Raw genomic sequence first — 21,557 nt, forward strand, 5'->3', positions numbered from 1 at the left:
AGAGCCCTGCCATGCCTATGTCCCCGCCGCCGGCGACCGCCGCCGTCCCCCGTGACCGCACCGCACCGCCGCCCGTCCCGGGCACGGGCGCGCTGCTCGTCGTCGGCTTCGTGCTGATGAGCCTGAACACCCGGGTCTCCTTCGGGCAGATCGGTCCGCTCGCCCCGGTCGCGGGCTTCAGCCCCGTCACCGTCTCCGTGCTGGGGCTGCTGCCGCCGCTGTGCATGGGCGCCTTCGCCCCGCTCGCGGCCGGGATCCGGCGGCGGCTCGGCGAGGAGCGCGGACTGTGGTGGGCGGGCCTGGTCCTGGTGGCCGGCGCGGTACTGCGCATGCTGGGAATGCCGGGCCTGTTCGCGGGCACCGTCGTGGTCAGCGCGGCCACCGCCGTCGTCAACGTGCTCATCCCCGTCCTGGTCCGCAAGCGGTTCCCCCGCGAGCGCGTCGGCACCATGATGGGTGTCTACGCCCTGTCGATGGGCGCCGGCTCGGCGCTCGTCGCCGCCGTGGTCGTCCCCATCGCCCAGGCCACCGGAAGCTGGCAGCCGGCCATCGGCCTGGCCGTGATCCCCGCTGTCCTCGCCGCCGCCGGCATGACCCCACAGCTGCGTCAGCCGCCGCGGCCCGCCGCGGGCGCCGGCCCCGAGCGGACCGGGCACCCGCACGTGGCCCGCACCGCCCTCGCCTGGAGCCTGACCGCCTTCTTCGGCATCCAGACCCTCGCCTTCTACACCACCCTCGCCTGGCTGCCCTCGATCCTCGTCCAGGCCGGCGTCGGCCGCAGCGCCGCCGGAACCGGCCAGGCCCTGCTCATCTGCGGCGTCGCCGTCGGCGGCTTCGCCGCCCCCGTCCTGGCCGCCAAGCGGGCCGACCAGCGGCCCCACATCCTGGTGACCGTCCTGGTCTGCGTGATCGGCTTCGCCGGGCTCCTGCTCGCACCGGCCGGTGCCCCGATGGTGTGGGTCGTCATCCTGGGCATGGGACTGGGCGCCGGGCAGGCACTGCCCGGCGTGCTCTACGCCCACCGGGGACGCGACCACGACCATGTGGCCGCCCTGTCCACCATGGCGCAGACCTGCGGTTTCCTGCTCGCCGCCACCGGCCCCGTCCTCGCCGCCGCCCTGCACACCGCAACGGGCACCTGGACCGCACCACTGACCGCGCTCACCGCCGTCCTGCTCGTGTGCGCAGCGGCGAGCCTGCCGGCCGGCCACGACCCCGAGTGAGCGGCCACCCGGCCCCCCGAGCACGCCGCGACGCCGGGGCGGACCGCAGGACGCACGGGCGCGGTCGGCGCTGTCGAAACCCGGGCCTCGGCGGCCTCGGCCGGCCTCGCCAGGACGGCACCGGGACGGCAGGGACGGCGGGGACGGCACCGGGCTGAATACTCCGGTCCCGGTGCCCCGGCCCGACGGAAGCGCACTGTGGTCTCCGGCTTCGGCGGACAGCCCGACACACCGGCTTCCGGCCAGGAGGACACGGCCCGTGACGTCGGGGCCGGGATGGTGTCCCTGGTCCCCGGGCGGGCGCCGGCTTCGAGAACGCCCGCGGCCCGGACAGCGAGAGCCGGATTCAGGCTCGGGCGGGGTGGGTGAGGGTGTGCCAGGCGTCGTAGCCGCCGAGGAGGTCGGAGACGTCGGTGCGGCCGTGGTGGCGCAGCAGGCTGGCGGCGATGGACGAGCGGTGACCGCCGGCGCAGTGGACGACCAGGGGGCGGTCGGTGGGGATCTCGTTCAGGCGGTGGGGAAGGTCGGTCAGGGCGATGTGCAGGGATCCTTCGATGGAGCCTGCTTCGCGTTCGCCGCAGGTGCGGACGTCCAGGACGGTGGGGGGTTGCTCGCCGGCGAGGGCGGTGCGGAGCCGGTCGGCGGTGAGGCGGCCGGCGGTGGTGAGCTCGTCGGCGAGGGCGGGCAGGGCGTTGGCGGGGTTGCGCAGGTAGCCGGCGATGTGGTCGAAGCCGATGCGGGCGAGGCGGGTGATGACTTCGTCCTCGCGGTCCTGCGGGGCGATGATCGCGATGGTGCGGTCGGGGGTGAGGACGGTGCCGGCCTGTTCGGCGAAGCGGCCGTCGAGGGGGACGTTGACGGCGCCGCGGATGTGTCCCGCGCCGAAGTCCTGGGGGCTGCGGGCGTCGAGGACGACGGCGCCCGCGGTGCGGGCCTCCTGGAAGCCTTCGGGGCACAGGGGCCGGGCGGCGTTGGTGCGGTCGAGCAGCGGGCGGTCCTGCCGGTTGAGGGCGGCGTCGTGGCCGAAGTAGGCGGGCGCGGTGGACTGGCCTGCGGTGACGATGCGGACGAAAATCTCCTGGTCCATGGGCTGGCAGGCGTAGTTGGTCCGTCGCTGCGCGCCGATGGTGGAGTGCCGGTCGGTGGAGAGGTTCTTGCCGCAGGCGGAGCCGGCGCCGTGGGCGGGGAAGACCAGGGTCTCGTCGGGCAGGGCCATCAGCTTGCGGTGGACGCTGTCGTAGAGCATCGCGCCGAGTTCGGCGGCGGTGACGCCGGTGGAGGCGAGCAGGTCGGGGCGGCCGACGTCGCCGATGAACAGCGCGTCCCCGGTGAGCACGCCGTACGGGACGGTGTCGTCGGGCTGTTCGAAGACCAGGATGCTGATGGACTCGGGGGTGTGGCCCGGGGTTTCCAGGATCTGCAGGGTGACGTCGCCGAGTTCGATCCGCTCACCGTCGGCGAGCTTGCGGATGGGGTACTCGGTCTCGGCACGCTGCCCGTACCCGATCCAGGCGCCGGTGCGGTCGGCCAGTTCGAGGTGACCGGCCAGGAAGTCGGCATGGAAGTGGGTGTTGATGACGCCGACGACGGTCAGGCCACGCGCCATGGCGTCGGCGAGGTACTCGTCGACGTCCCGGCGGGGGTCGACGATCACGGCCTGGCCGGTGCGCTCGTCGGCGATCAGGTAGGACGCCTGGGAGAGGCAGTCGAGGTAGTACTGGCTGAAGATCATGGGGGGTTCCTCCTGGTTGGGGCCTGACGAGCCGGCCAGACATGCTCAAACATACCCCGGGGGGTAATTTTTCGACGGACGCACCTACTCGGATGCGGCGCGAAGCGAATACCCCCCTCGGTATGTATACAGGCATGCGGCCACCGGCGACCGATACCGGCGGGGGTATCGCCGAACGATTTCGATAATACCCCCGGGGGTACTATGGTGGGCATCGAGGGGGACCGGCCGCCGCCACCGATCCAGGGACGAGCGGGGCCGAGGAAGCACCGACACCGCCGCTGCACCACCGCCGCACCGAGCCGTCCGGCCCGTACGGGCGGCCGCGGCAACCCCCGATCCGCCGGACCGCCCGCCGTCCGGCCCGTACCACCGGAGAGTCCCTTGCCCCAGCTGCCGCCTGCCCCTGACCAGCACTTCCCCGAACAGCGCCGCCCCGAACAGCGCTCCCCCCACCGGGGCGTTCCCGACCTACCCGGCCTACCCGGCCTGCCCGACCGGGGCGACCGGGGCGACCGGGGCGCGCCCGGGCAGACCACGCCCGCCCGGGCCCGGGAGCTCGCCCGTACCGGCACCGCCGTCCTGCTCGACGTCCGAGAGGCCGGCGAGTTCGCCGCCGGCCACGCCCCCGGCGCGCTGCACCAGCCGCTGATCGCCTTGGTCGCGGGCGTCCCGCTGCCGCCCGCGGCGGCCGGGCGGACCGTCCTGGCGATCTGCCGCTCCGGCCACCGGTCGCAGCGCGCCGCGGAGTTGCTCGCGCAGCGCGGCGTCGAGGTACTGAACGTGACCGGCGGCATGGGCGCCTGGGCCGGGGCCGGCCTGCCGGTCACCACGCCCGGCGGCGGCCCCGGGCGCGTCATATGACCACGCTGCTGCTGGCGCTCGCCGCCGGCGCGATCGTCGGGCTGGCATTGGGCGGGCTCGGCGGAGGCGGCAGCATGCTCGCCGTGCCCGCCCTGGTCTACCTGCTCGGCTTCAGCCCGGCGACGGCCACCACGGCCAGCCTGGTGATCGTCGCCGCGACCTCGCTGACCGGACTGTTCGCCCACGCCCGGGCGGGCCGGGTTCGCTGGCGGACGGGGGCGCTGTTCGCCGCCGCCGGTCTGCCCGCGGCGGCGGCGGCCGGAGCGCTGTCCGCGCACCTGCCGGGCGGGCTGCTGACCGGCGCCTTCGCGGTACTGGCGGCGCTCGCGGCCTGGCGGATGCTGGTGCCGCCCAAGGCGGCAGCGGAGGAACGTTCCGCCGCCGGCACCGGACGCTCCACCGCGGCGGGCGCCGGCCTCGGCGCCGTCACCGGGCTGCTCGGCGTCGGCGGCGGGTTCCTCGCCGTCCCCGCCCTGGTCTCGGTGCTCGCCTTCACCATGGCCGAGGCGGTCGGCACCAGCCTGTTGGTCATCACCGCCAACTCCCTCGCCGCCCTGCTCCCCCGGCTCGGCGCGACCGGCGCGATCGACTGGGCCGTGGCCGCACCCTTCACCGGCGCCGCGATCCTCGGCGCCTGGGACGGCAAGCGGCTCGCCGACAAGCTCAGCGGGCGGACCCTGCGGAAGTCCTTCGCCATCGCCCTGCTCGCCGTCGCCGCGCTGATGCTGGTCACCGCGCTCGGCTGACCACCGACTCCCCCGACGGCCCACCGGAACCGATCCTCGACACCCCGCCGGCCGGGCCGGTCACGCCGAATCCCCCACCACCCCGAGAGGACCCCCATGACCACGCCGCTGACCGTCGAGCAGCTCAAGCCCCGCCTCGGGCAGCTCACCCTCATCGACGTCCGCTCCCCCGGCGAGTACGCCGTCGGCCACATCCCCGGCGCACTGAACATCCCGCTCGACCAGCTCGACCGCGCCCTGCCCGCGCTGCGCGACGCCGCCGAACAGAACGAGCTCGCCGTCGTCTGCGCCGCCGGACCGCGCGCCGACGACGCCTGCCGCCGACTCGCCGCCGCCGGGATCCCGACCCTCACCCTGACCGGCGGCACCAACGCCTGGTCCGGCGCCGGACAGCAGCTGGACCGGGCCGCCGGCGCCCGCGCGGTGTGGTCGATGGACCGCCAAATCCGGTTCGTGGCAGGTTCGCTCGTCCTCGCCGGGGTGCTGGTCGGCCTCGCCCGGCCCCGCGCCCGCTGGGTCTCCGCCGCGGTCGGCGCCGGGCTGTCGTCGTCCGCGCTGACCGACACCTGCGCGATGGGCTCGATGCTCGCCAAGCTCCCGCACAACCGCCCGCGCCCCGGCGGGCCCACACTCGACGACACGCTCGCGGCGCTCGGGCGCTGAGCCCCCGGCTGCGACCCCGCACCGCGGGGCCCCTGCCCACCCCCGTCGGGCAGGGGCCCCGCAGCTCCGGGCGGACCGCCGCCACACGGCCGCCCCGGACGGACCGGCGCCACACAGCCGCCGCCACACAGCCGCTGCCGGACCGGACGACCGTCGGCATGCGGCCGCTGACGCGCGGCCGTTGACGCGGCTTGTCTGAACATGTGAAATGTCACCCATCACATGCGATGCCTCCCGCATTGATTTGAACGTTCAAACGCTCACTCGTCAACCACCCGACCGGAAGAGGACCCGCCATGCCGCCCCGTGCCCGCACCCGCGCCTTACCGTCCGGTCTCCTGCTCCTGGCCGTCCTCGCCGCTCAAGCCCTCGGCGGCGCACCGGCGTTCGCCGACGACCGGGCACCGCTCGTGGACGGCGGCAGCTACCTCCTCGGCTCCGCGCTGGACGGCAGCTGCCTCGGCCCGCAGTTCGCGCAGCCCACCCCCGGTGCCCCGGTCACCGGTGCGGACTGCCGCCGGCTGCTCAGCCAGCGCTGGCAGCTGCGCCGCACCGACGGCGACTACCGGCTCGTCAACGCCGCGACCGGCCGCTGCCTCACCCTCGACGGCCCCGGCCACCGGCCCGCCACGGCGGACTGCGGCACCTCCCCCGACGCCGAACGCTTCACCGTCTCCCGTGCCCCGCAGGGCACGTACACCCTCGCCGTACGCGGCACCGGCGCCTGCCTGACCGCCGACCCGACGCCCGGCCGGGCCACGCCCCCGGCGCAGGCCGGGTCCCCGCCGGCCGCGCACGGCCGCTGCGACGCCCGGCCGGCGCACCGCTGGACGCTCACCCGCACCGAGCCCCTCGTACTCGCCAACCCCGGCTTCGAACAGGGCGCCGACGGCTGGACGCTCACCGCGCACACCGGCATCGCGACCAACAACCCGCACGGCGGCGCCCGCCTCGCCTACCTCGACGCGGGGACCGGTTACGCGGTCAGCCACCGGGCGACGGCCGTCACCGCCGGCGGCTACGACCTGTCCGCGTGGATCGCGACCGGCGGGGCCGGCGGCAGCTTCTCGGTCAGCGTCAACGGCACCGTGGTGCGCTCCCTCGACCTCCCCGAGCAGCCCACCTACGCGAAGTACACCCTCCCCCGGATCCGGGTCGCCGCCGGTGACCGCATCGTCCTCACCATCGGCTCCTCGCCCACCGGTTGGGTCAACGTGGACGACGCCGCCGTCGCCCCGGCCGCCCCCGACGACCCGGTCGCCAGCTCCTCCGACCCGGAGGTGGCCGCCCTGTTCGACTGGGCCAAGACCAAGGCCAACAGCTGGGTCCAGCAGGCCGGCACGACCGGTGTCCTCGACATGGACGAGAACCACCCCGGCGGCACCGGAAGCACCGTCTACGACACCACGTACTGGGCCGGCTACCCGTTCCGGTCCGCCTTCTACAGCCGGGACTTCGCCCACCAGCTGGTCGGCGCCCACCTGCTCGGCCTGGACGCCGAGAACAAGACCATGCTGCGCGGCTTCGCCGCCTCCGCCACCGAGGTGAACGGGCTCTACCCGGTCTGGGCGCTCGACTTCGACGCCCGGACGTACGGCGCCATCGACTACCGCGGTCCGGACCGCTTCGTCCGGGAGCTGCCCGCACCCTTCGAACTGGTCCAGAAGGCCGGTGAGGCCTACCGCTGGACCGGCGACCACGACTACGCCGACGACCCCGCGTTCGGCACGTACGTCCGCAACACCCTCGGCCCGTTCATCGCCCGGCACCCCGGCCCGATCGACAACGGCGGCCTCCCGATCCCGCAGGCCACCAGCCGGAGCATCTTCGCCGGCACGGCCGGCTACGCCGAGAACGCCACCGGCACGTACGCCGAGTCCGGTGACGCGCTGGGCTCCCAGTACCAGGCCTACCTCGCCGCCGCCACGCTGGCCGACGCCCGGGGCGACACCGCCTCCGCCACCGGGTACCGCCAGACCGCCGGGGCGCTGCGGTCCTACGTCAACTCCACCTGGAGCGTCGACGCCCGGCAGCCCGGCGAGGTCGTGCACGGCTACGACACCACCGGCGCACCGGTCACCGGCTGGGGCTACGAGGCGAGCGTGCTGATGCCGGTCAAGCAGCTCCTCGACCCCGGGCCGCGCCGGGACGGCCTCCTCGCTGCCATCGACGCCGCCGACTCCGGGCCCGACCGCTCGGCCAACCTGGAGGCCTACACCTACCTGCCGGACGCCTTCTTCGCCGCCGACGACGGCACCACCGCCTGGAAGTGGATGCGGTACGTCTACGAGAACGTCGGCGCCCTGCACGCGAGCGGGCGGATGCTCAACGGCGACTACCCCGAGGTGCCGTTCACCCTGCTCGCCCAGACCGTCCAGGGCCTGCTCGGCGTCGAACCGGACGCCGCGAACGGCACGCTCGCCACCACCTCCCGGCTGCCCGCCTCGATGGGCTGGCTGCAGGTCGCGTCGATCCCCGTCGGCAGCGGCACGGTGACCGTCCGCCACGACGGCGAGCGGAGCAGCACCGTCACCAACACCGGGACCGAGCCGCTCACCTGGGAGGCGCGCTTCCGGGGGGAGCACGCCCGCACCACCGTCGACGGAGGGCCGCGGGCCGCCCGCACCGCAGTCGTCGACGGCGTCACCTACACCTGTGTCACCGTCACCCTCGCGCCCGGCCGCTCCGCGACCGCGGCCGTCACCGACTGACCCCGCACCGCACCACCACACCGCCGGTCCCCGCACCGCACCACCACACCCTTGACCCCCGCACCGCACCCACCCGCGGCCGGCCGGCCCACCCGGCCGGCCGCGGCCCGTCCGCGGGCGGGCGACGCGTCCCGGCGGACGCCCGACGCGCCGGAGGCCGCCCGTGCGGCTGGTCCGGATGCCACTGTGCGGGTGCAGCCGGTCCGCCCCGGGGAGACGTTGGTGAGATGGACACCGTCATCGTGCTGGAACGCGACACCCCGACCAACGTCCGCCTCCTGGGGTCGGACCACTCCCCGGCGGACCCCGACTACCCCGTGCGCCGGGCCCACACCGCGCTCGCGGAGGCGTCTGGCCTCTGCGGGCCCCTCACCCTGTGTGGCCTGGACACCTCCGAGATGACCCTGGCCCCGCTCCGCGCGGGCGACCCCGGCCGGGCGTCGGTCCTCCCCCACTGGAACACCTGCGGGACCTGCCGACACGCCGGGGAACGCACCGCACCCCGCACCACCGGACGGTCCGTCGCGAGCACCGCGCAGCACGCCGCACGGAGCGCCGCGCAGCACGACGCCCCGGACGACACCCCGAACGCCGCACCGAACGCCGCGCCGGGGGACGCTCCTGACGACACGCCGGAGACGACCGGCGTCGCGGAGACCCAGGCCTCCTGAGCCGCGTTCCGGAACCACCGACGCCGCCTCCGGCGGTCCCCGGGCGGGGATCCGCCGGACGCGGCCGCGGGCCGCCGCTACCGGGCGTCGGACGGCCGCACGGCGCGGGCGGCCGGGGCCCGGACCAGGTCCGCCACGCTCAGGCCGAAGATCAGCACGCCCAGCGGGACGTGGACCGCCGGAACGTGCGCGATGCCTAGGACGACCTGCGCCGAGGCCAGCACCAGGAAGCCGGCCGCGTGCAGGACCGGCCGGGGCGATCCGCCGCCCGGCCGCCACGCCAGGACCGCGGCGAGCACGTACAGCATCGACGCCCCGTACATCACGCGCGCCCCGACGCCGTGCAGCACCTCCCCGGCGGAGGTGGACAGCAGCAGGCCGGCCGTGACCGCCTGGAAGAGGACGGCCGCCGTCTGCAGGGCGATCGCGGCCCGCAGGAAGCCGGTGCTGCGGTGTACTGCTGCCGTCGTCGGTGTGGCCATGACGCGGTCCCCTCTTCTGCCTCGCGGCGGTGATCGACAGTGTCCCGGTGGTCCGACGACGCGGGCCCGCGAAGTGTGAGGCGGGTTCCGTCGCGGATCCGCCTCACAGTCCGGTGCGCCGTTTCGTCGAAAGGGTGGCAGCGGCGGCACGGACGCCGGCGGACGAGCGGAACCAGGGAGCGGCCCCGATCATGAACACCCCATCCGAGCCGGGGCACGACCGGACCGAACCGGACCTGAGCGCGGTCGTCGGCGAGCGGCGGCAACTGATCAACCTCGCCTACCGGCTGCTCGGTTCGCTGGCCGAGGCCGAGGACGCCGTGCAGGAGACGTACGCTCGCTGGTACGCGATGGCGCCGGGGCAGCGGGCGGACATCGTCTCGCCCGGCGCTTGGCTGACCACGGTGGCCACCCGGGTCTGCCTGGACCTGCTCGGGTCGGCGCGGGTGCGCCGGGAGCGCTACGTCGGCGAGTGGATCCCCGAGCCGCTGCCCGACCGCACGGAGTGGATCGGCGGGCCGGGCGGCGGCCGGGAGGAGCCGGCGGATCCGGCCGACTGGGTCACCCTCGACGAGTCGGTGAACATGGCCCTGCTCGTCGTCCTGGAGGCGATGACACCGGCCGAGCGGGTGGCGTTCGTCCTGCACGACGTCTTCCGGTACCCCTTCCCCGAGGTCGCCGGGATCGTCGGCCGCACCCCGGCGGCCTGCCGGCAGCTGGCCTCCTCGGCCCGTCGGCGGGTCCGCGCCGCGCAGGTGCCGACGGCGCCCCGAGCGGGACAGGCCGCGCTGGTGCGGCACTTCAAGGAGGCGTGGGAGGCCGGGGACATCGCGGCCCTGGTCGGTCTGCTCGCCCCCGACGCCGTGATGGCCGCCGACGGCGGCGGGGCGGTCGGCACCGCCCTGCGCCCGGTCGTGGGCGGCGAGCGGATCGCCCGATACCTGATCCACTTCGCCGGCCGGGCCCCCGGGCTCGTCCTCCTCGAACGGACCGTCAACGGCCGACCCGGTCTGGTGGCCCGGTACGCCGGGGTCACCGCGACCGTGGCGGCCTTCGACGTGGACGGCGGGCGCGTCACCCGGATCTGGGCGGTCCGCAACCCGGAGAAGCTGCGCCCCTGGACGGAGGACCGGCCGCTCCCCCGCTGAGGCCCCATCTACAGTTCCTCCACCACCTCCACCCCCGGGCACTCCCGCGCCAGGTCGCGGAAGAACCGCTCCACGTCGACGGCCGCCTCCGGCGGGTGCACCCCCGCCGGCCCCAGCGTCCCGTCCAGCAGTTGGGCCAGCGCCAGCCCGGCGGGCACACCCGTCGCCTCGGCCATGTCCGCCAGCAGCCCGTCCGCGCCGGTGAGCCGCGCCAGGGCCGCCGCCGGCCGGCCGTCCCGCGTCCCGGTGGCGGCGGCGAAGAACGGCGGGAGGGTGCCCGGGCCGCGCAGGCGGGGAGCCCGGGCGGCGGCGCGCAGGACGCGGCGCAGGGTGGGGCCGGCCAGGTCCGCGGCCGCGGTCTCATTGCTGAGCCGCCCGGCGTCCAGGTCGGTGCGCAGCACGTCGAGGTAGGCGGCGGTGCCGGCCCGGACCACCATCAGGTTGGCGGCCTCCCCGGTGGGCCGCAGGCTGCGGTGCAGGGTGACCGGTTCGGGGTGGCCGACGGTGTACGCCGTCCCCCGGTGGCCGCCGGGCAGGTCGAGGGTGACGGGGCGCAGCGGGGGGCGCCGTACGATCCGGCCGCCCTCGACCGCCGCGACGGTGCCGCTGATCTGCTGCATCCAGTGCACGGCGGCGGCCGGGACGGCGCCGTTCGCGTCGCGCAGCGAGGACTCGGGCAGCGAGGTGTCGGATGGCGAGCCGCCCGGTCGGGGGCCGGCGTCGACCGGCCAGGCGGTGTACACGTCGGTCAGGGTGTCGAGGCGGGCGGCTGCCCGGGCGGCGAGCAGGTTGCTGACGCCGGGGCTGGCGCCCATGCCGATCACGGCGCGCACCCCGGCGGCGCGGGCCTCGCCGTCCAGTTCCAGCATCGCGACGGTGGGTTCCCAGTCGTCGCAGATGTCGAGGTAGTCGGTGCGGGCGCGGATCGCGGCGCGCAGGACGTCGAGGCCGAAGCGGTAGTAGGGCCCGACGGTGTTCAGCACGGCGTCGGCTTCCCCGAGGGCGGCGTGCAGGCCCGCCGGGTCGGTGACGTCCACCCGCTGGGCCCGCACCGGGACGGCCGTCGCGGCGGCGAGCGCGGCGGCCGCACGCCGGGCGGCGGCCAGGTCGCGGTCGGCGATCACGAGTTCGTGGACGCCGGGGAGCGCGGCGGCGACGCGGGCCGCGACCCGGCCCGTCACGCCGGCTCCGCCGAGGGCGAGCACCTTCATGGTCGTCATCCCTTCCGGTGGTCCTGCGGGGCCAGGAGCTGCCGCACGCCACCCAACGATCACTCGTTTTCATAACGACCGTATCAGATATGAACGAAACCTTCGGGTCCACCGCCGGGCCCGCACCGCCGCCCCCTCCCGCACCACCACGCCGGGCTCCGGCACCACCGACTCCGGCGTCACCGGCTCCGGCGTCACCGGCTCTTCCGCGCCGACCTCGGCATGACCTTCCCCCAGTGGCGCACCCAACGACGGCTGCACCACGCCCTGGTGCTGCTCGCCGACGGCCTGCCGGTCACCGCCGTCGCCCACCGCTGCGGCTGGTCCTCCGCCAGCGCCTTCGTCGACGTCCCCCGCCGGACCTTCGGCCACACCCCGGGTGGACGGGCACCGGACGGGCACGCGCCAGGAGCGGCCGCGCCACGCTGAGGGGCGGGCCGCCCGCCGGTTGTCCGCCCCGGGTGGCAGGCTGGGGGCATGTGCGGCCGCTTCGTCTCCACCACCACGCCCCAGGACCTCGTCTCGCTGCTCGGAGAGCTCCGCTGGGACCCGGCCGAGACCTTCGCGCCCAGCTGGAACGTGGCCCCCACCGACCCGGTGCCGGCCGTGCTGGAGCGCGTCGACCGGGACACCGGCGAGGTGCTGCGCCAACTGCGGCCGCTGCGCTGGGGCCTGGTCCCGTCCTGGTCCAAGGACCCGTCCGGCGGCGCCCGCATGATCAACGCCCGCTCGGAGACCGTCGACACCAAGCCCGCCTTCCGCAAGGCCTTCACCGCCCGCCGCTGCGTCATCCCCGCCGACGGCTACTTCGAGTGGCGCGAGGTGCCCGCCGCAGCCGATCGCAAGACGTACAAGCAGCCGTACTTCCTCAGCACCGGCGGCGTGATGCTGATGGCCGGCCTCTACGAGTTCTGGCGCGACCGCACCCGCGCCGACGACGACCCGCTGGCCTGGCTCGCCACCGCCACCGTCATCACCACCGACGCCACCGACAGCGCCGGCCGCGTCCACGACCGGATGCCGCTCACCATCGCCCCCGACGACGTCCCCGGCTGGCTCTCCCCCGCCCACACCGACCCCGCCGAACTCCACCACCTGCTGCGCCGCCCCGCCGACGGCGACCTGCGCGTGCGCGCCGTCCCCACGACCGTCAACAGCGTCCGCAACAACGGCCCCGAACTGCTGGACACCGCCACCGACCCGCTGGGCCTCGCGGACTGACGGTCCGACGAGGACGGGCACGCCGGGCCGAGGGTCCGGGCACGCCCTCCCGTGATCACGGCCGTCAGCGATCCCCGGCGCGGAGTTCGGTGGTGAGGTGGCGCCGGCCGGCGGCCAGGGTCTCCAGCACGACGGCGAGGCAGACCAGCAGGGCCAGCCCCGCGGTGGGCAGGAGGACGGGGAGCAGGGTCGGGGCGAGGGTGTGGCCGACCTTGGCGCCGACCAGCGTGGAGAGGTCGAAGGCGGGCCCGAGCAGGGCCGTCGCGGTGAGCGCGGCGAGGCCGCCGCCGAGGACGGCCGCGACCGCCTGGGGCAGTGCCTCGGTGATGATCAGGGCGAGGCCCTGGCGCGGCCGCAGGCCCATGGTGCGCAGCCGGGCGAGGACGGCGGCACGGTCGGGTGCGGCACGGACGAGGGTGAGCAGGACGGCGAGCAGGGCGAACCCGGCAGCGGCGGCCCCCGCGTAGCGGAACAGTCGGCCGGCGGCCTGCTGGAGGGGGTCGTCGGCGAGCCGGCCGGCCAGTTCGCGGCTGCTGTGGACGGCGTAGCCGGGAGGCAAGCCGTGAGAGCCCCGGCCGGCGGCGGTCGCATCGTCCTGGATCAGTTTCAGGATGCCGGTGGGCGGGGTCAGGCCCCGTTCCAGCAGCAGCGATCCGACCTGCGCCGGGTCGGGGTCGCCGACGGCGAGCCACCGGTTGGCCGGCTTGAGCTCGGGCAGCCGCTCCCCGGCGGGGCCGGCGGGCAGCACGACGAACGGCTGCCCCGGGTCCGGCAGGGCGGGGGTGGCGGTGACGATCCCGGCGACGGCGGTCGGCAGTTCGTTGCCGTCGAGCAGGCGCAACCTGGGGCCGCCGGCGGCGAGGCGCTCGGCCAGGTCGCGGCTGAACAGCGCGGGCACCGGGGTACCGGGGCCGCCGGGGGTGCCGGCGAGCTTCGCCGGGTCGAAGGTGCCGGCTCCGGTGGTGCGGGCGATCTCGGCGTACGCCGTCGGTTCGACGACGACGGCGAGGACACGGGTGGACGAGCGGTCCGCGCCCAGCAGCAGGACCTTGGGCTCGATCCTGACCGGGCTGGCGCTCCGCACGCCGGGCAGTGCGGCGGCGGCCCCGGTGAACGCCTCGGAGAGGGTGGCGTACTCGGGGACGGCGACGGCGATGTCGCCGCCGGTGGCGGTGCGCGCGGCACGGATCCGGCTGTGGTCGACGGCGTCGAGCACGGTGGCGCCGAACCCGGCCGTGGTGACGGCGATCAGCAGGGCGAGCAGCGGCAGGACGGAGGACCGGCGGCGGCCCGAGCCGTCGCGGGCGGCCCTGGCCAGGCCGAGGAAGCCGATCAGGCCGCGGCCCCGGCGGGTGAGCGCGGCGAGCCGGCCGACCAGCAGGGGTTCGAGGCGGGCCAGCAGCAGGCCGCCGGTGACGGCGAGCAGCAGGGGCGTCGCGACCAGCAGCGGGTCCACCGCGGCCCCGGAGCGGCCGACGCCCCGGCGGCGGAGCTCGGCCACGGCCGTGACCGTCACGACCAGGACGGTGAGTTCGCCGATCAGCCGGCGCCGGTCGCCCGCCGGTCCGCCACCCGCGGATCGGCCGCTCGCCCACCGGCCGCCCGTTGCCCGGCCGCCCGCCGGTCCGCCACCCGCGGATCGGCCGCGTGGCCGGAGCAGGGCGGCCCGGGTGGGGAAGGCCAGCAGGGCGAGCGTCGTGGCGACCGCGGCCGCCGTGACGGCCTGGCCCCACCGGGGGGTGGGCAGCAGGAACAGGGCCAGGGCCGTGCCGAGGAAGGCGGCGGGCAGGACGGTCACCGCTCCCTCGCCGAGCAGGCGCAGCAGCACCCCGCCGCGCGAGCCGCCGCGGGCCCGGAGCAGCCGGATCTCGGCGTCCCGGCGGTCGGTGGCGAGGGCCGCGGCCAGGCAGAGCACCACGACGGCCACGCCCGCGACACCGGCCGGGCCGATCGCGCTCAGGGGCACCGCGGCCCGGTACCGGGCGTCGGCCCGGCCGAGGGTGTCCGGCAGGTAGGAGTCGACCCGCAGGTCCGGCCGGCCGGTCGCGCCGACCAGCAGCCGGGCGTCGCGTCCGTTCACGAAGGAGGCGACGGTGGCGCGGGTGCGGTCCAGTCGGTCGGCGCGCAGGCCGGCCGGGTCGACCGGCAGCCGCCAGAAGTTCTCGCCGCCCGATCCCCAACGGGTCAGCGCCGACAGGCTGGTACCGCTGCCGCCGACGAAGCCGGTGGTCCGCCACCGGTTGTTGCCCAGCGGGTCGAGCTGCAGGCAGGCGCGGTCGGGGCAGCCGAGGTCGTCCCAGAACGGGTCCAGCGGGTCGTCGACGCGGTAGAGGCCGGTCACCGTCGTGAGGCGGCGCCCGCCGGACTCGTCGGTGCCGCTGTCGACGGTGTCACCGATCCTGATGCCGATGGTGTCCGCGGCCTTCGCGCTGAGCACGATCGGCAGCGGCCCGTCGGCGGCGGGCCCCGGCCAGGTGCCGGCGGTGAGGGTGACCCGGTCGGCGAGGCCGTCCAGGTGGAGCAGGTCCATCCCGGGGGCGGCGTCGGCGGCGAGCCGGGTGTACCCGGGGTTGTTCAGGTCGCCCCGGGCGACGGCCCTGGTGCCGCGGGCCGCACCGGGCGTTGACAGTGCCAGGGCCGGGGCGATGCGCGCGGTGAGCGACCGCTGCACGGTGGCGAGTTCGGCGGAGTCGTCGCCGGGGCGGGTGAGGGAGGTGTACCGCAGGCTGGTCTCGTGCAGGCTGCGGTGATTCACGTAGTCGCGCAGCGCGGCGTCGGCGCCCCGGTCCGCGACCCGGGGAAGGGCGGCCGCGAGGAACACGGTGACGAAGACCAGGGCCGCCGTCAGCAGCGCGGCCGGCAGGTCGGCGCGCACCCGGGTACGGACCCAGCGCGCGGGCCGGTGGGCCGGGCGGCGCGCGGTGTCGGTGGTGGGCACGGCGGTGCCCGCGCGGCTGGTCACATGTCCTCCGGCCCCGTCCGGGCACGATTCGACCGCCCGTGGACGCCCGGCGGCACTCGACGAAAGCCGGCGGCGCTCGGCACGCGCCGGCGTGGCGGATCACCGGCGGGGGTCGCCGGACAGCGGACGATGCTGTCAGATCCGGTCGGCGAAAGGAAGGGACGTGCACGATTCCGCCCGCTTCACCTGCGGTTTTTTCGGGCACGTTTGACGCTGCGGAAGTTCTTCGCCGGATTTTCGCCGCCGGTGAACCCGGACGGCGGTCGCATCCGTGGATCGGAGTGCGAGGTGACGTCGGCTCTCACCGGCGTGATGACCTGACGGATCGTCAGATTCTTCGGTGTCGACGGACCGTCGGATCCACTCCGCGCCGGGTCAGGTGCGCTCGAAGCCGTGGGAGTGCCCGATGACCTCGAATCCGCGGCGCGCGTACCAGTCCCGGGGCCAGTCGTCGGACTCCGCGATCAGGAAGCGGGTGCCGCAGCCCGCCGCGGCCGCGCGGCGCAGGGCGGCGGCGAGCACGGCGTCGGCGTGGCCGCGCCGCCGGTGCGCCTCGGCGGTCATCAGGTCCTCGATCTGGGCGATCCCCCTGGCAGGTTCGAGGTAGAGGTCGGCCCAGGCGGCCACCGCTCCGTCCCGCGCCCGGGCGCCGAGGAACCGGACGTCCTCGGCGCCTCGCCGGCACGCCTCCCGCCGGTCGACCAGCTGCCGGACCACGTCCTCGTCCGCGTCCGGGAGCACCGCCCGCCAACTCGCCGCGAGCGGCCGGCGGAGCGCCTCCAGGTCGACCTCCTCGACGGCGCCGCCGTCGGCGGCCGGAACCGGGCCCGTGTGCAGCATCACCAGGTAGGTGCTGTGCCGGTACCCCGCCCGCCGGAACGGCTCCACGCACGCCATCCCGAACTCCCCGTCCAGCACGGCCGCGACGCGGAACGGCCGCTCGCCCATCACCTCGTCGACGAGGCCGGGCAGGGCGGCCGGATCCGCGTCGGTGCGGTCCACGACGACCTGGTTGTTCGACCACGAGCCCGCGAAGCGGTCGTCGAACACGGCGAACCCGCCGGGGAGTTCGACCGTCCGCTCGGCCCGCAGGCGGGCGGACCCGGCCAAGAAGGCGTTGATCCGCTGCAGTTCGTCATCCGGCATGCCGGGAACTCTACGGGTTCCCGGCGGGCCGCAGCCGGGCGGTCGTCCGGGATCCGCGCGGCCCCGCCGTCACCCGGGCACACCCGGTCAGGGCGCTTCCGGCCGGGGCGCCGCCGGCCTCCCCAGGGGCAGCAGGTACTGGATCGGCTCCTCCAGGTCGTCCAGGCCCAGGAGTTCGTGGGCGAGGTCGTCCTGGACGCCGCCGAGGGGGGTGGTGCCGAGGCCGTGCGCGCCGGCGGTGAGGAGGAGGTTCTGGGTGAGGTGGCCGGCTTCGAGGAGGCCGAGGCGCAGCGCGCGCAGGCCGTAGCGGCGGCGCAGGCGGCCGAGGTCGAGGTAGACGGCGAGGACGGCGGGGGCCTCGTCGATGTCGATCGCGAGCGGGTCGGCGGCCGGGCGGGAGGTGTACGAGGAGAGGGCTTTGAGGTCGTCGAGGGCGGGCGGCGGGCCGATGGGGCGCAGGCTGCGGTGTTCCGGCAGGCAGTGGTAGGTGCCGGCGGGCAGGCCGTCGACGGCGAGGGCGATCAGGCGCAGGCGGACGGTGTGCAGGGCGCCCGCGCTCGGGTACGGGCGGTGGCCGGTGCCGGGATTCTCGGCGTGGGCCGACCACAGCACGCCGCCGAGGGTGGCGGCGGTGAGCGGGCCGGTGAGGGCGCCGCGGGTGGAGCGGCGGGTCTGCAGGGCCTCGGCGAGGGTGACGGCCGGCAGGGGTTCGGCGGGCAGTGGGACGTCGCCCGGCGCGGGCTGCGGAGCCGGGGAGGGCGGCAGGTCGCGCAGCGTGGTGTCCTCGGTGCGGCCGATCTGGAACTTGCTGCGCTCCAGGTACTGGTGGTCCGGGGCGTGGTGGTCGGCGGGGAAGAAGGTGAACGGCTGCCCGGTCTCCAGCAGGGTCCGGGCGGCGAGGCGGCAGACCGCCCGTTCCTCGTCGGGGCCGACGCCGAGCCGGTTGAACAGCATGTGCAGCTGGGAGGCCCAGACCCAGCCGAGCCGCTCCGCGGACGCCCGGACGGCGTGGCCCGGGGCGCTCCGATCCACGGCCACGGCGGTCCGCATCCGGGCTGCGGACTCGGCGACCACGGCGGCCCAGTCGCCCAGCCAGGTGGCGGCCGTGCCCGCGTCGAGGGCCGTGCGCAGCGCCCGGGCGCGCCCGGCCAGGGCCTGCCGTTGCCGGGCGAACACCGTGTTGACCCGGGTGTGGACGGCGGCGCCGGGCAGCGCCTGGAACTCGGTGACCCAGCGCCAGGACGCGGCGTGGCGGCGCAGCCAGCGGGAGGCGGCGAGTTCGTCGAGGCCGAGGGCGTGCGCGGTGGTGTGGGCGAGGTCGAGGGCGAGCGGCAGACGGGATTCGGGGGCCGCCTGGAGGGCGCGCAGGGCGTGGACGGCGGTGCGGGTGGAGTCGGTGAACAGGTCCTCGGCGATCGGCAGCAGGGCCGGGCCGCCGTAGCGCGCGGTCTCGGGCTCGTACGGGACTTCGGTGACCTCGCCGTGCCGCGCCGCCCAGGGCCCGTCGAGGGGGGTGCGGCGGGTGGCGAGGCGGGTGAGGTCGGCGGCGAGGGTGGCGGGCGGCGGGCCGGCGCTGCGGAGGCGGATCCGCAGGTGGGGGCCGCCCTCGCCGTAGCGGATGAAGAACCAGTCGGTGTCGGGGAGGCCGTCCAGCAGGGGGGCGAGGTCGGCGGTGAGGAAGGCGTCCGCCTCGTGGGCGGGCAGCGGCAGGGCGAGGTGCAGGCTGTGCCAGCCGGGGGTGGGGGCGGTCGGCACGGTCGGCACGGTCGGTGCGTCCTGCACGGTCGGTGCGTCCTTCATGGTCGGAGCGTCCTTCCCGGACGGCTAGGGGAACGGGTGCGGGTGGAGCGGCAGTTCGTCGTGGCGCAGCGGTTCCGGGGTGCGGCCGAGCCGGTGCGGGACCTCCAGCAGGCGCGGCAGGCCCCGGGTGCGCCGGTTGACGTGGCCGAAGGTCATCGGCAGCGTGCCGGGGACGATCACCTTGGCGCAGTGCAGGCCGAGCCGGTCGCGGACGCCGGGCTCGTCCTGGGTGACCACGATGACGTCCAGGCCTTCTCCGGCGAGCCGGGCGACGGTCCGCTCCAGCAGGTCGGTCAGGTCGGTGACCGGTGCGGGGGCATCGGGCCGGCGCTCCGTCCAGGGCACCGGGGGCGGTCCGGCGAAGAGGAAGTCCAGCCGGGGCTGGGCCTCGGGCAGCGCGTTGAGGCCGACGTGGTCGTCCAGGCCGACGACGAGGTCGGGCCGTGCGAGCATCGGCCGCAGCCGCTGCGGGTCGCGCGGGCCGCCCGGCGCGGTGGAGCGGTGCGGGGCCTCCTGGACGTTGGTGACGACCTCGGCGACGGCGGAGCGGATCGCGGTCAGCGGGTCGTGGTGGGCGCCGGCCGCGAGGAGGGTCCGCGGGGCGTCCGGATGTCCGCCCTCGTGGCGGCAGAGGGCGATCACCGCGGGGATGCCGAGGTCGTTGGTGGCGTCGAGCAGGGTGAGCCGGTAGCCGAGCAGGCGGGCACGGGCGGCGAGGTCGGCGACCTGCGGGTCGTCGGTGGGGACGGCGATGCCGGGCAGCGGGGTGCGGGCGTACCAGGCCATCAGGAAGGCGTCGCGTTCGGCGACCTCGAACAGGCCGTAGAGCGCGGCCTCCTGGGGGCTGTTGCCGAGCCCGCAGCCGTTCGAGGACTCGTAGACCACACGGGGGCGGTCGCGGTCCGGCAGGTCCCAGTAGGCGACGTGTTCGGGGACGGCGACCGGGCGGCGGTGGGTGAGCGACCAGCCGTGGACCCAGTCGAGGACCAGGTCCGGGGTGTACCGGACGGTGGTGGCGGCGGGGTGCCCGGGGTGGTCGGCGTCGGGCAGGCCGAGCCGGACGGGGTCGAGGACGGTACCGGGATCGCTGTCGCCCGCGAGGTCCGCGTAGGAGGCCCGCAGGACGGTCCGGCGCCCGAGCGGCCGCATCCCGGCGTACCGTTCCACGGCCTCGAACAGCGCCACCCGTTCGCTGGCGCGGAAGTCCACCGCCCGCCCGTACCCGCCGTCGTCGACCGCTCGGCCGTCGGTGACCCAGGCGGTGGTGAGGGCGAACGCCGAGTCCTCGGTGCGGAACAGCCGGCGGACCGGGCCGAAACGCTCGTCGTGCAGTTCAGCCCGCAACTGCTCGGCCCCCGTGCGGTCGTTGGGGCCGCGCAGCACCGCCGGGTCGGGCAGCGGGCGGGGTGTCGCGGGCAGCCGGGCCGACTCCGGGGTGTCGGCGGGCAGCGGACGGCAGACGGGGCAGCCGCCGACGGGGCGGACCCGGTGGGTGGACCAGGTGGCCCGGGCGCCGTTGACGAGGTGGACGGTCGCCTCGCTCCCGTCGGACGACTCGGCCAGTTCGGCGGCGAGCGCGGCCACCGCCTCGTCGAAGGCCGGGGTGCCGGTGCCCGCGAGCGCCAGGTCGGGGCTCTGCCAGGGCACCCGGCCGCCCGCCGTCGCGAGCCGCTGGTACTCGGTGCAGCCGAGGCACGCCGGGGCGCCGGGGTGCAGCACCGGGCCGACCAGGGTCAGCGCACCGTCCTCGCGCACCGGGACCAGGCGGACGGGACGGGCCAGGGCGTGGCGGCTGAGCTCGACGGCGAGGCCGAGGGTCCACTCGGTGAGGTGGACGACGGCGGTGCCGCCGGTAGTGGCGAGCGCCTGCGCCGGGGTGAGCACCGGGAGGTCGTTCATCGGCCGTCTCCGATCCGGACGAGCACGGTGAACCCGCAGCCGTCGAGGGCGTTGGCGAGCGGGCGGGCCCCGGGGACGGCGGGCCGCCAGGGGGCGGTCCGCAGGCCGGTCAGCCGTTGGAGGGTGGTGCGCACGTCCGCTTCCCGGTCCGCGAGTCCGGCGAGCCAGCGGTCGGTGGCGCCCTCGTCCGTCCAGGCGGCCGGGGCGCGGCCCGCGGCGGCGAGCGGGGCGGCCGCGCCGTCGAGGGCGGTGTGGTGGCCGGCTGCCGGGCCGTGGCCCCCGGCGAGGAGGCGGGTGAGGGCGGCGAGGGCGGCGTGCGCGACCGCGTCGGCGGGGGCGGCCTCCACCGCCCGGCCGCCCTCGACATCGGCCAGATACGCCCGGTCACTGCCGAATTGACGGACCATCAGCACCGGCGGACGGTCGAGGCAGCGGGACAACACCGCCCACCAGTGCGCGGCCTGCGGATGCCCGCGCCAGACCGACTCCGGCAGCTCGGGCCCGTCCGGGGCGGCGAGGTCGAGGGCGGCCCGGCGCAGGGCCCGGCCGAGCGCGTGGTCCGGGTCGGCGCCGACGACCGTCGCCGTTCCCCCGTCGACGGCAGCCAGGTGCAGTTCGGCGGTCCGGCAGGCGGCGGCCAGCCGGGCGAGGTCCGTCCGGGCCGCACCGGCAGTCAGGGTGCCGGTCGGTGTGCGGCAGGAGACCAGGGCGACGGGCAGCTGTGGCAGGCCCCCGGGGGACGGCGCGTCAAGGACGCCCAGCCGCGGGTCGCCAAGGGCGGTGACCCGGCGCAGCGCCTCGGCGAGGTCCCCGGGCGGTTCGGCGGCGGCGCCCGCGCCCGCCGCCCACGGGTGGTGCTCGGCGCGCGGCGGGCGGGCTTCGGCGAGCAGGACGGCGGGGCGGCCGGTGAGCAGGCGCGGGTCGTCGGCCGGCTCGCCCGGGTCGGGCAGGCCGGCGATCGCGCAGAGCAGCCGCTGGGCGCCGGCGGCGGCGAGCAGCACCGGCAGCGCGGCCGGATGCCCGGTGCCGCGGCCGAGGTCCAGTCGGGCGGCGAGGGCGATCGCGTCCGCCCGGGTAC

General features: G+C 76.3%; 15 protein-coding genes and 2 pseudogenes. 9 read left to right on the forward strand and 8 right to left on the reverse strand.

Annotated elements, in window-relative coordinates; all coding sequences use genetic code 11:
• Positions 1–11 precede the first annotated feature (11 nt).
• On the forward strand, positions 12–1,223 hold the full coding sequence (locus tag ACFV04_RS13110) for a CynX/NimT family MFS transporter (RefSeq protein WP_380528899.1): 1,212 nt from the start codon (positions 12–14) through the stop codon (positions 1,221–1,223).
• A gap of 346 nt (positions 1,224–1,569) precedes the next feature.
• On the opposite strand, the gene ACFV04_RS13115 is transcribed toward ACFV04_RS13110, so the two are convergent.
• A complete protein-coding gene (locus tag ACFV04_RS13115; protein ID WP_380528901.1) occupies positions 1,570–2,955 on the reverse strand; it encodes a rhodanese-like domain-containing protein in 1,386 nt (461 codons plus the stop codon).
• Between the two features lie 384 nt (positions 2,956–3,339).
• Between ACFV04_RS13115 and ACFV04_RS13120 the strand changes: the two genes are divergently transcribed.
• From ACFV04_RS13120 to ACFV04_RS13140, 5 genes are all read left to right on the forward strand, one after another.
• Positions 3,340–3,819, forward strand: a complete 480-nt coding sequence (locus ACFV04_RS13120; protein ID WP_380528903.1) for a rhodanese-like domain-containing protein — start codon at positions 3,340–3,342, stop codon at positions 3,817–3,819.
• Positions 3,816–4,565 carry a sulfite exporter TauE/SafE family protein gene (locus tag ACFV04_RS13125; RefSeq protein WP_380528905.1) on the forward strand — a complete coding sequence of 250 codons (750 nt, stop codon included), beginning with the start codon at positions 3,816–3,818 and terminating at the stop codon, positions 4,563–4,565. The genes ACFV04_RS13120 and ACFV04_RS13125 overlap by 4 nt, the downstream gene beginning before the upstream one ends.
• A gap of 96 nt (positions 4,566–4,661) precedes the next feature.
• The gene (locus ACFV04_RS13130) at positions 4,662–5,228 is read left to right on the forward strand and encodes a rhodanese-like domain-containing protein (RefSeq protein ID WP_380528907.1); all 567 of its coding nucleotides are present in this window, start codon (positions 4,662–4,664) and stop codon (positions 5,226–5,228) included.
• A 296-nt stretch (positions 5,229–5,524) separates the two neighbouring features.
• On the forward strand, positions 5,525–7,939 hold the full coding sequence (locus ACFV04_RS13135; RefSeq protein WP_380528909.1) for an RICIN domain-containing protein: 2,415 nt from the start codon (positions 5,525–5,527) through the stop codon (positions 7,937–7,939).
• 227 nt (positions 7,940–8,166) lie between these two features.
• Positions 8,167–8,610 (forward strand): hypothetical protein, encoded by a 444-nt coding sequence (locus tag ACFV04_RS13140; RefSeq protein ID WP_380528911.1) that lies wholly within the window; start codon positions 8,167–8,169, stop codon positions 8,608–8,610.
• A 77-nt stretch (positions 8,611–8,687) separates the two neighbouring features.
• Here the strand turns inward: ACFV04_RS13140 and ACFV04_RS13145 are convergent, their stop codons facing one another.
• Entirely contained in the window at positions 8,688–9,092 is a 405-nt protein-coding gene (locus ACFV04_RS13145; RefSeq protein ID WP_380528913.1) for a hypothetical protein, read from the reverse strand.
• A 191-nt stretch (positions 9,093–9,283) separates the two neighbouring features.
• Here ACFV04_RS13145 and sigJ point away from each other — a divergent pair, with 191 nt between their 5' ends.
• A complete protein-coding gene (gene sigJ, locus ACFV04_RS13150; protein ID WP_380528915.1) occupies positions 9,284–10,240 on the forward strand; it encodes an RNA polymerase sigma factor SigJ in 957 nt (318 codons plus the stop codon).
• A gap of 8 nt (positions 10,241–10,248) precedes the next feature.
• Here the strand turns inward: sigJ and ACFV04_RS13155 are convergent, their stop codons facing one another.
• Positions 10,249–11,460 carry a saccharopine dehydrogenase family protein gene (locus tag ACFV04_RS13155; protein WP_380528916.1) on the reverse strand — a complete coding sequence of 404 codons (1,212 nt, stop codon included), beginning with the start codon at positions 11,458–11,460 and terminating at the stop codon, positions 10,249–10,251.
• Positions 11,461–11,649: 189 nt separating this feature from the next.
• Here ACFV04_RS13155 and ACFV04_RS13160 point away from each other — a divergent pair.
• Both ACFV04_RS13160 and ACFV04_RS13165 read left to right on the forward strand, forming a co-directional pair.
• Positions 11,650–11,880: pseudogene (locus ACFV04_RS13160) on the forward strand (helix-turn-helix transcriptional regulator); the annotation flags it as partial.
• Positions 11,881–11,928: 48 nt separating this feature from the next.
• Positions 11,929–12,672 carry an SOS response-associated peptidase gene (locus ACFV04_RS13165; RefSeq protein WP_380528918.1) on the forward strand — a complete coding sequence of 248 codons (744 nt, stop codon included), beginning with the start codon at positions 11,929–11,931 and terminating at the stop codon, positions 12,670–12,672.
• A 64-nt stretch (positions 12,673–12,736) separates the two neighbouring features.
• Here ACFV04_RS13165 and ACFV04_RS13170 read toward each other — a convergent pair whose 3' ends face one another.
• The 5 genes and pseudogenes from ACFV04_RS13170 to ACFV04_RS13190 form a co-directional block, all read right to left on the reverse strand.
• Positions 12,737–15,634, reverse strand: coding sequence for a hypothetical protein (locus ACFV04_RS13170; RefSeq protein ID WP_380528920.1), 2,898 nt, complete (start codon positions 15,632–15,634; stop codon positions 12,737–12,739).
• 375 nt (positions 15,635–16,009) lie between these two features.
• Entirely contained in the window at positions 16,010–16,780 is a 771-nt protein-coding gene (locus ACFV04_RS13175) for a GNAT family N-acetyltransferase (RefSeq protein ID WP_380528922.1), read from the reverse strand.
• An 87-nt stretch (positions 16,781–16,867) separates the two neighbouring features.
• Complete coding sequence (locus ACFV04_RS13180; RefSeq protein WP_380528924.1) at positions 16,868–18,580, reverse strand: thiopeptide-type bacteriocin biosynthesis protein; 1,713 nt, start codon at positions 18,578–18,580, stop codon at positions 16,868–16,870.
• 24 nt (positions 18,581–18,604) lie between these two features.
• On the reverse strand, positions 18,605–20,479 hold the full coding sequence (locus ACFV04_RS13185) for a TOMM precursor leader peptide-binding protein (protein ID WP_380528925.1): 1,875 nt from the start codon (positions 20,477–20,479) through the stop codon (positions 18,605–18,607).
• Positions 20,476–21,557 (reverse strand): annotated as a pseudogene (locus ACFV04_RS13190) (hypothetical protein); the annotation flags it as partial. The pseudogene ACFV04_RS13190 and the gene ACFV04_RS13185, both read right to left, overlap by 4 nt.

The organism is Kitasatospora sp. NPDC059599 (genome assembly GCF_042735125.1).
GTDB lineage: Bacteria > Actinomycetota > Actinomycetes > Streptomycetales > Streptomycetaceae > Kitasatospora.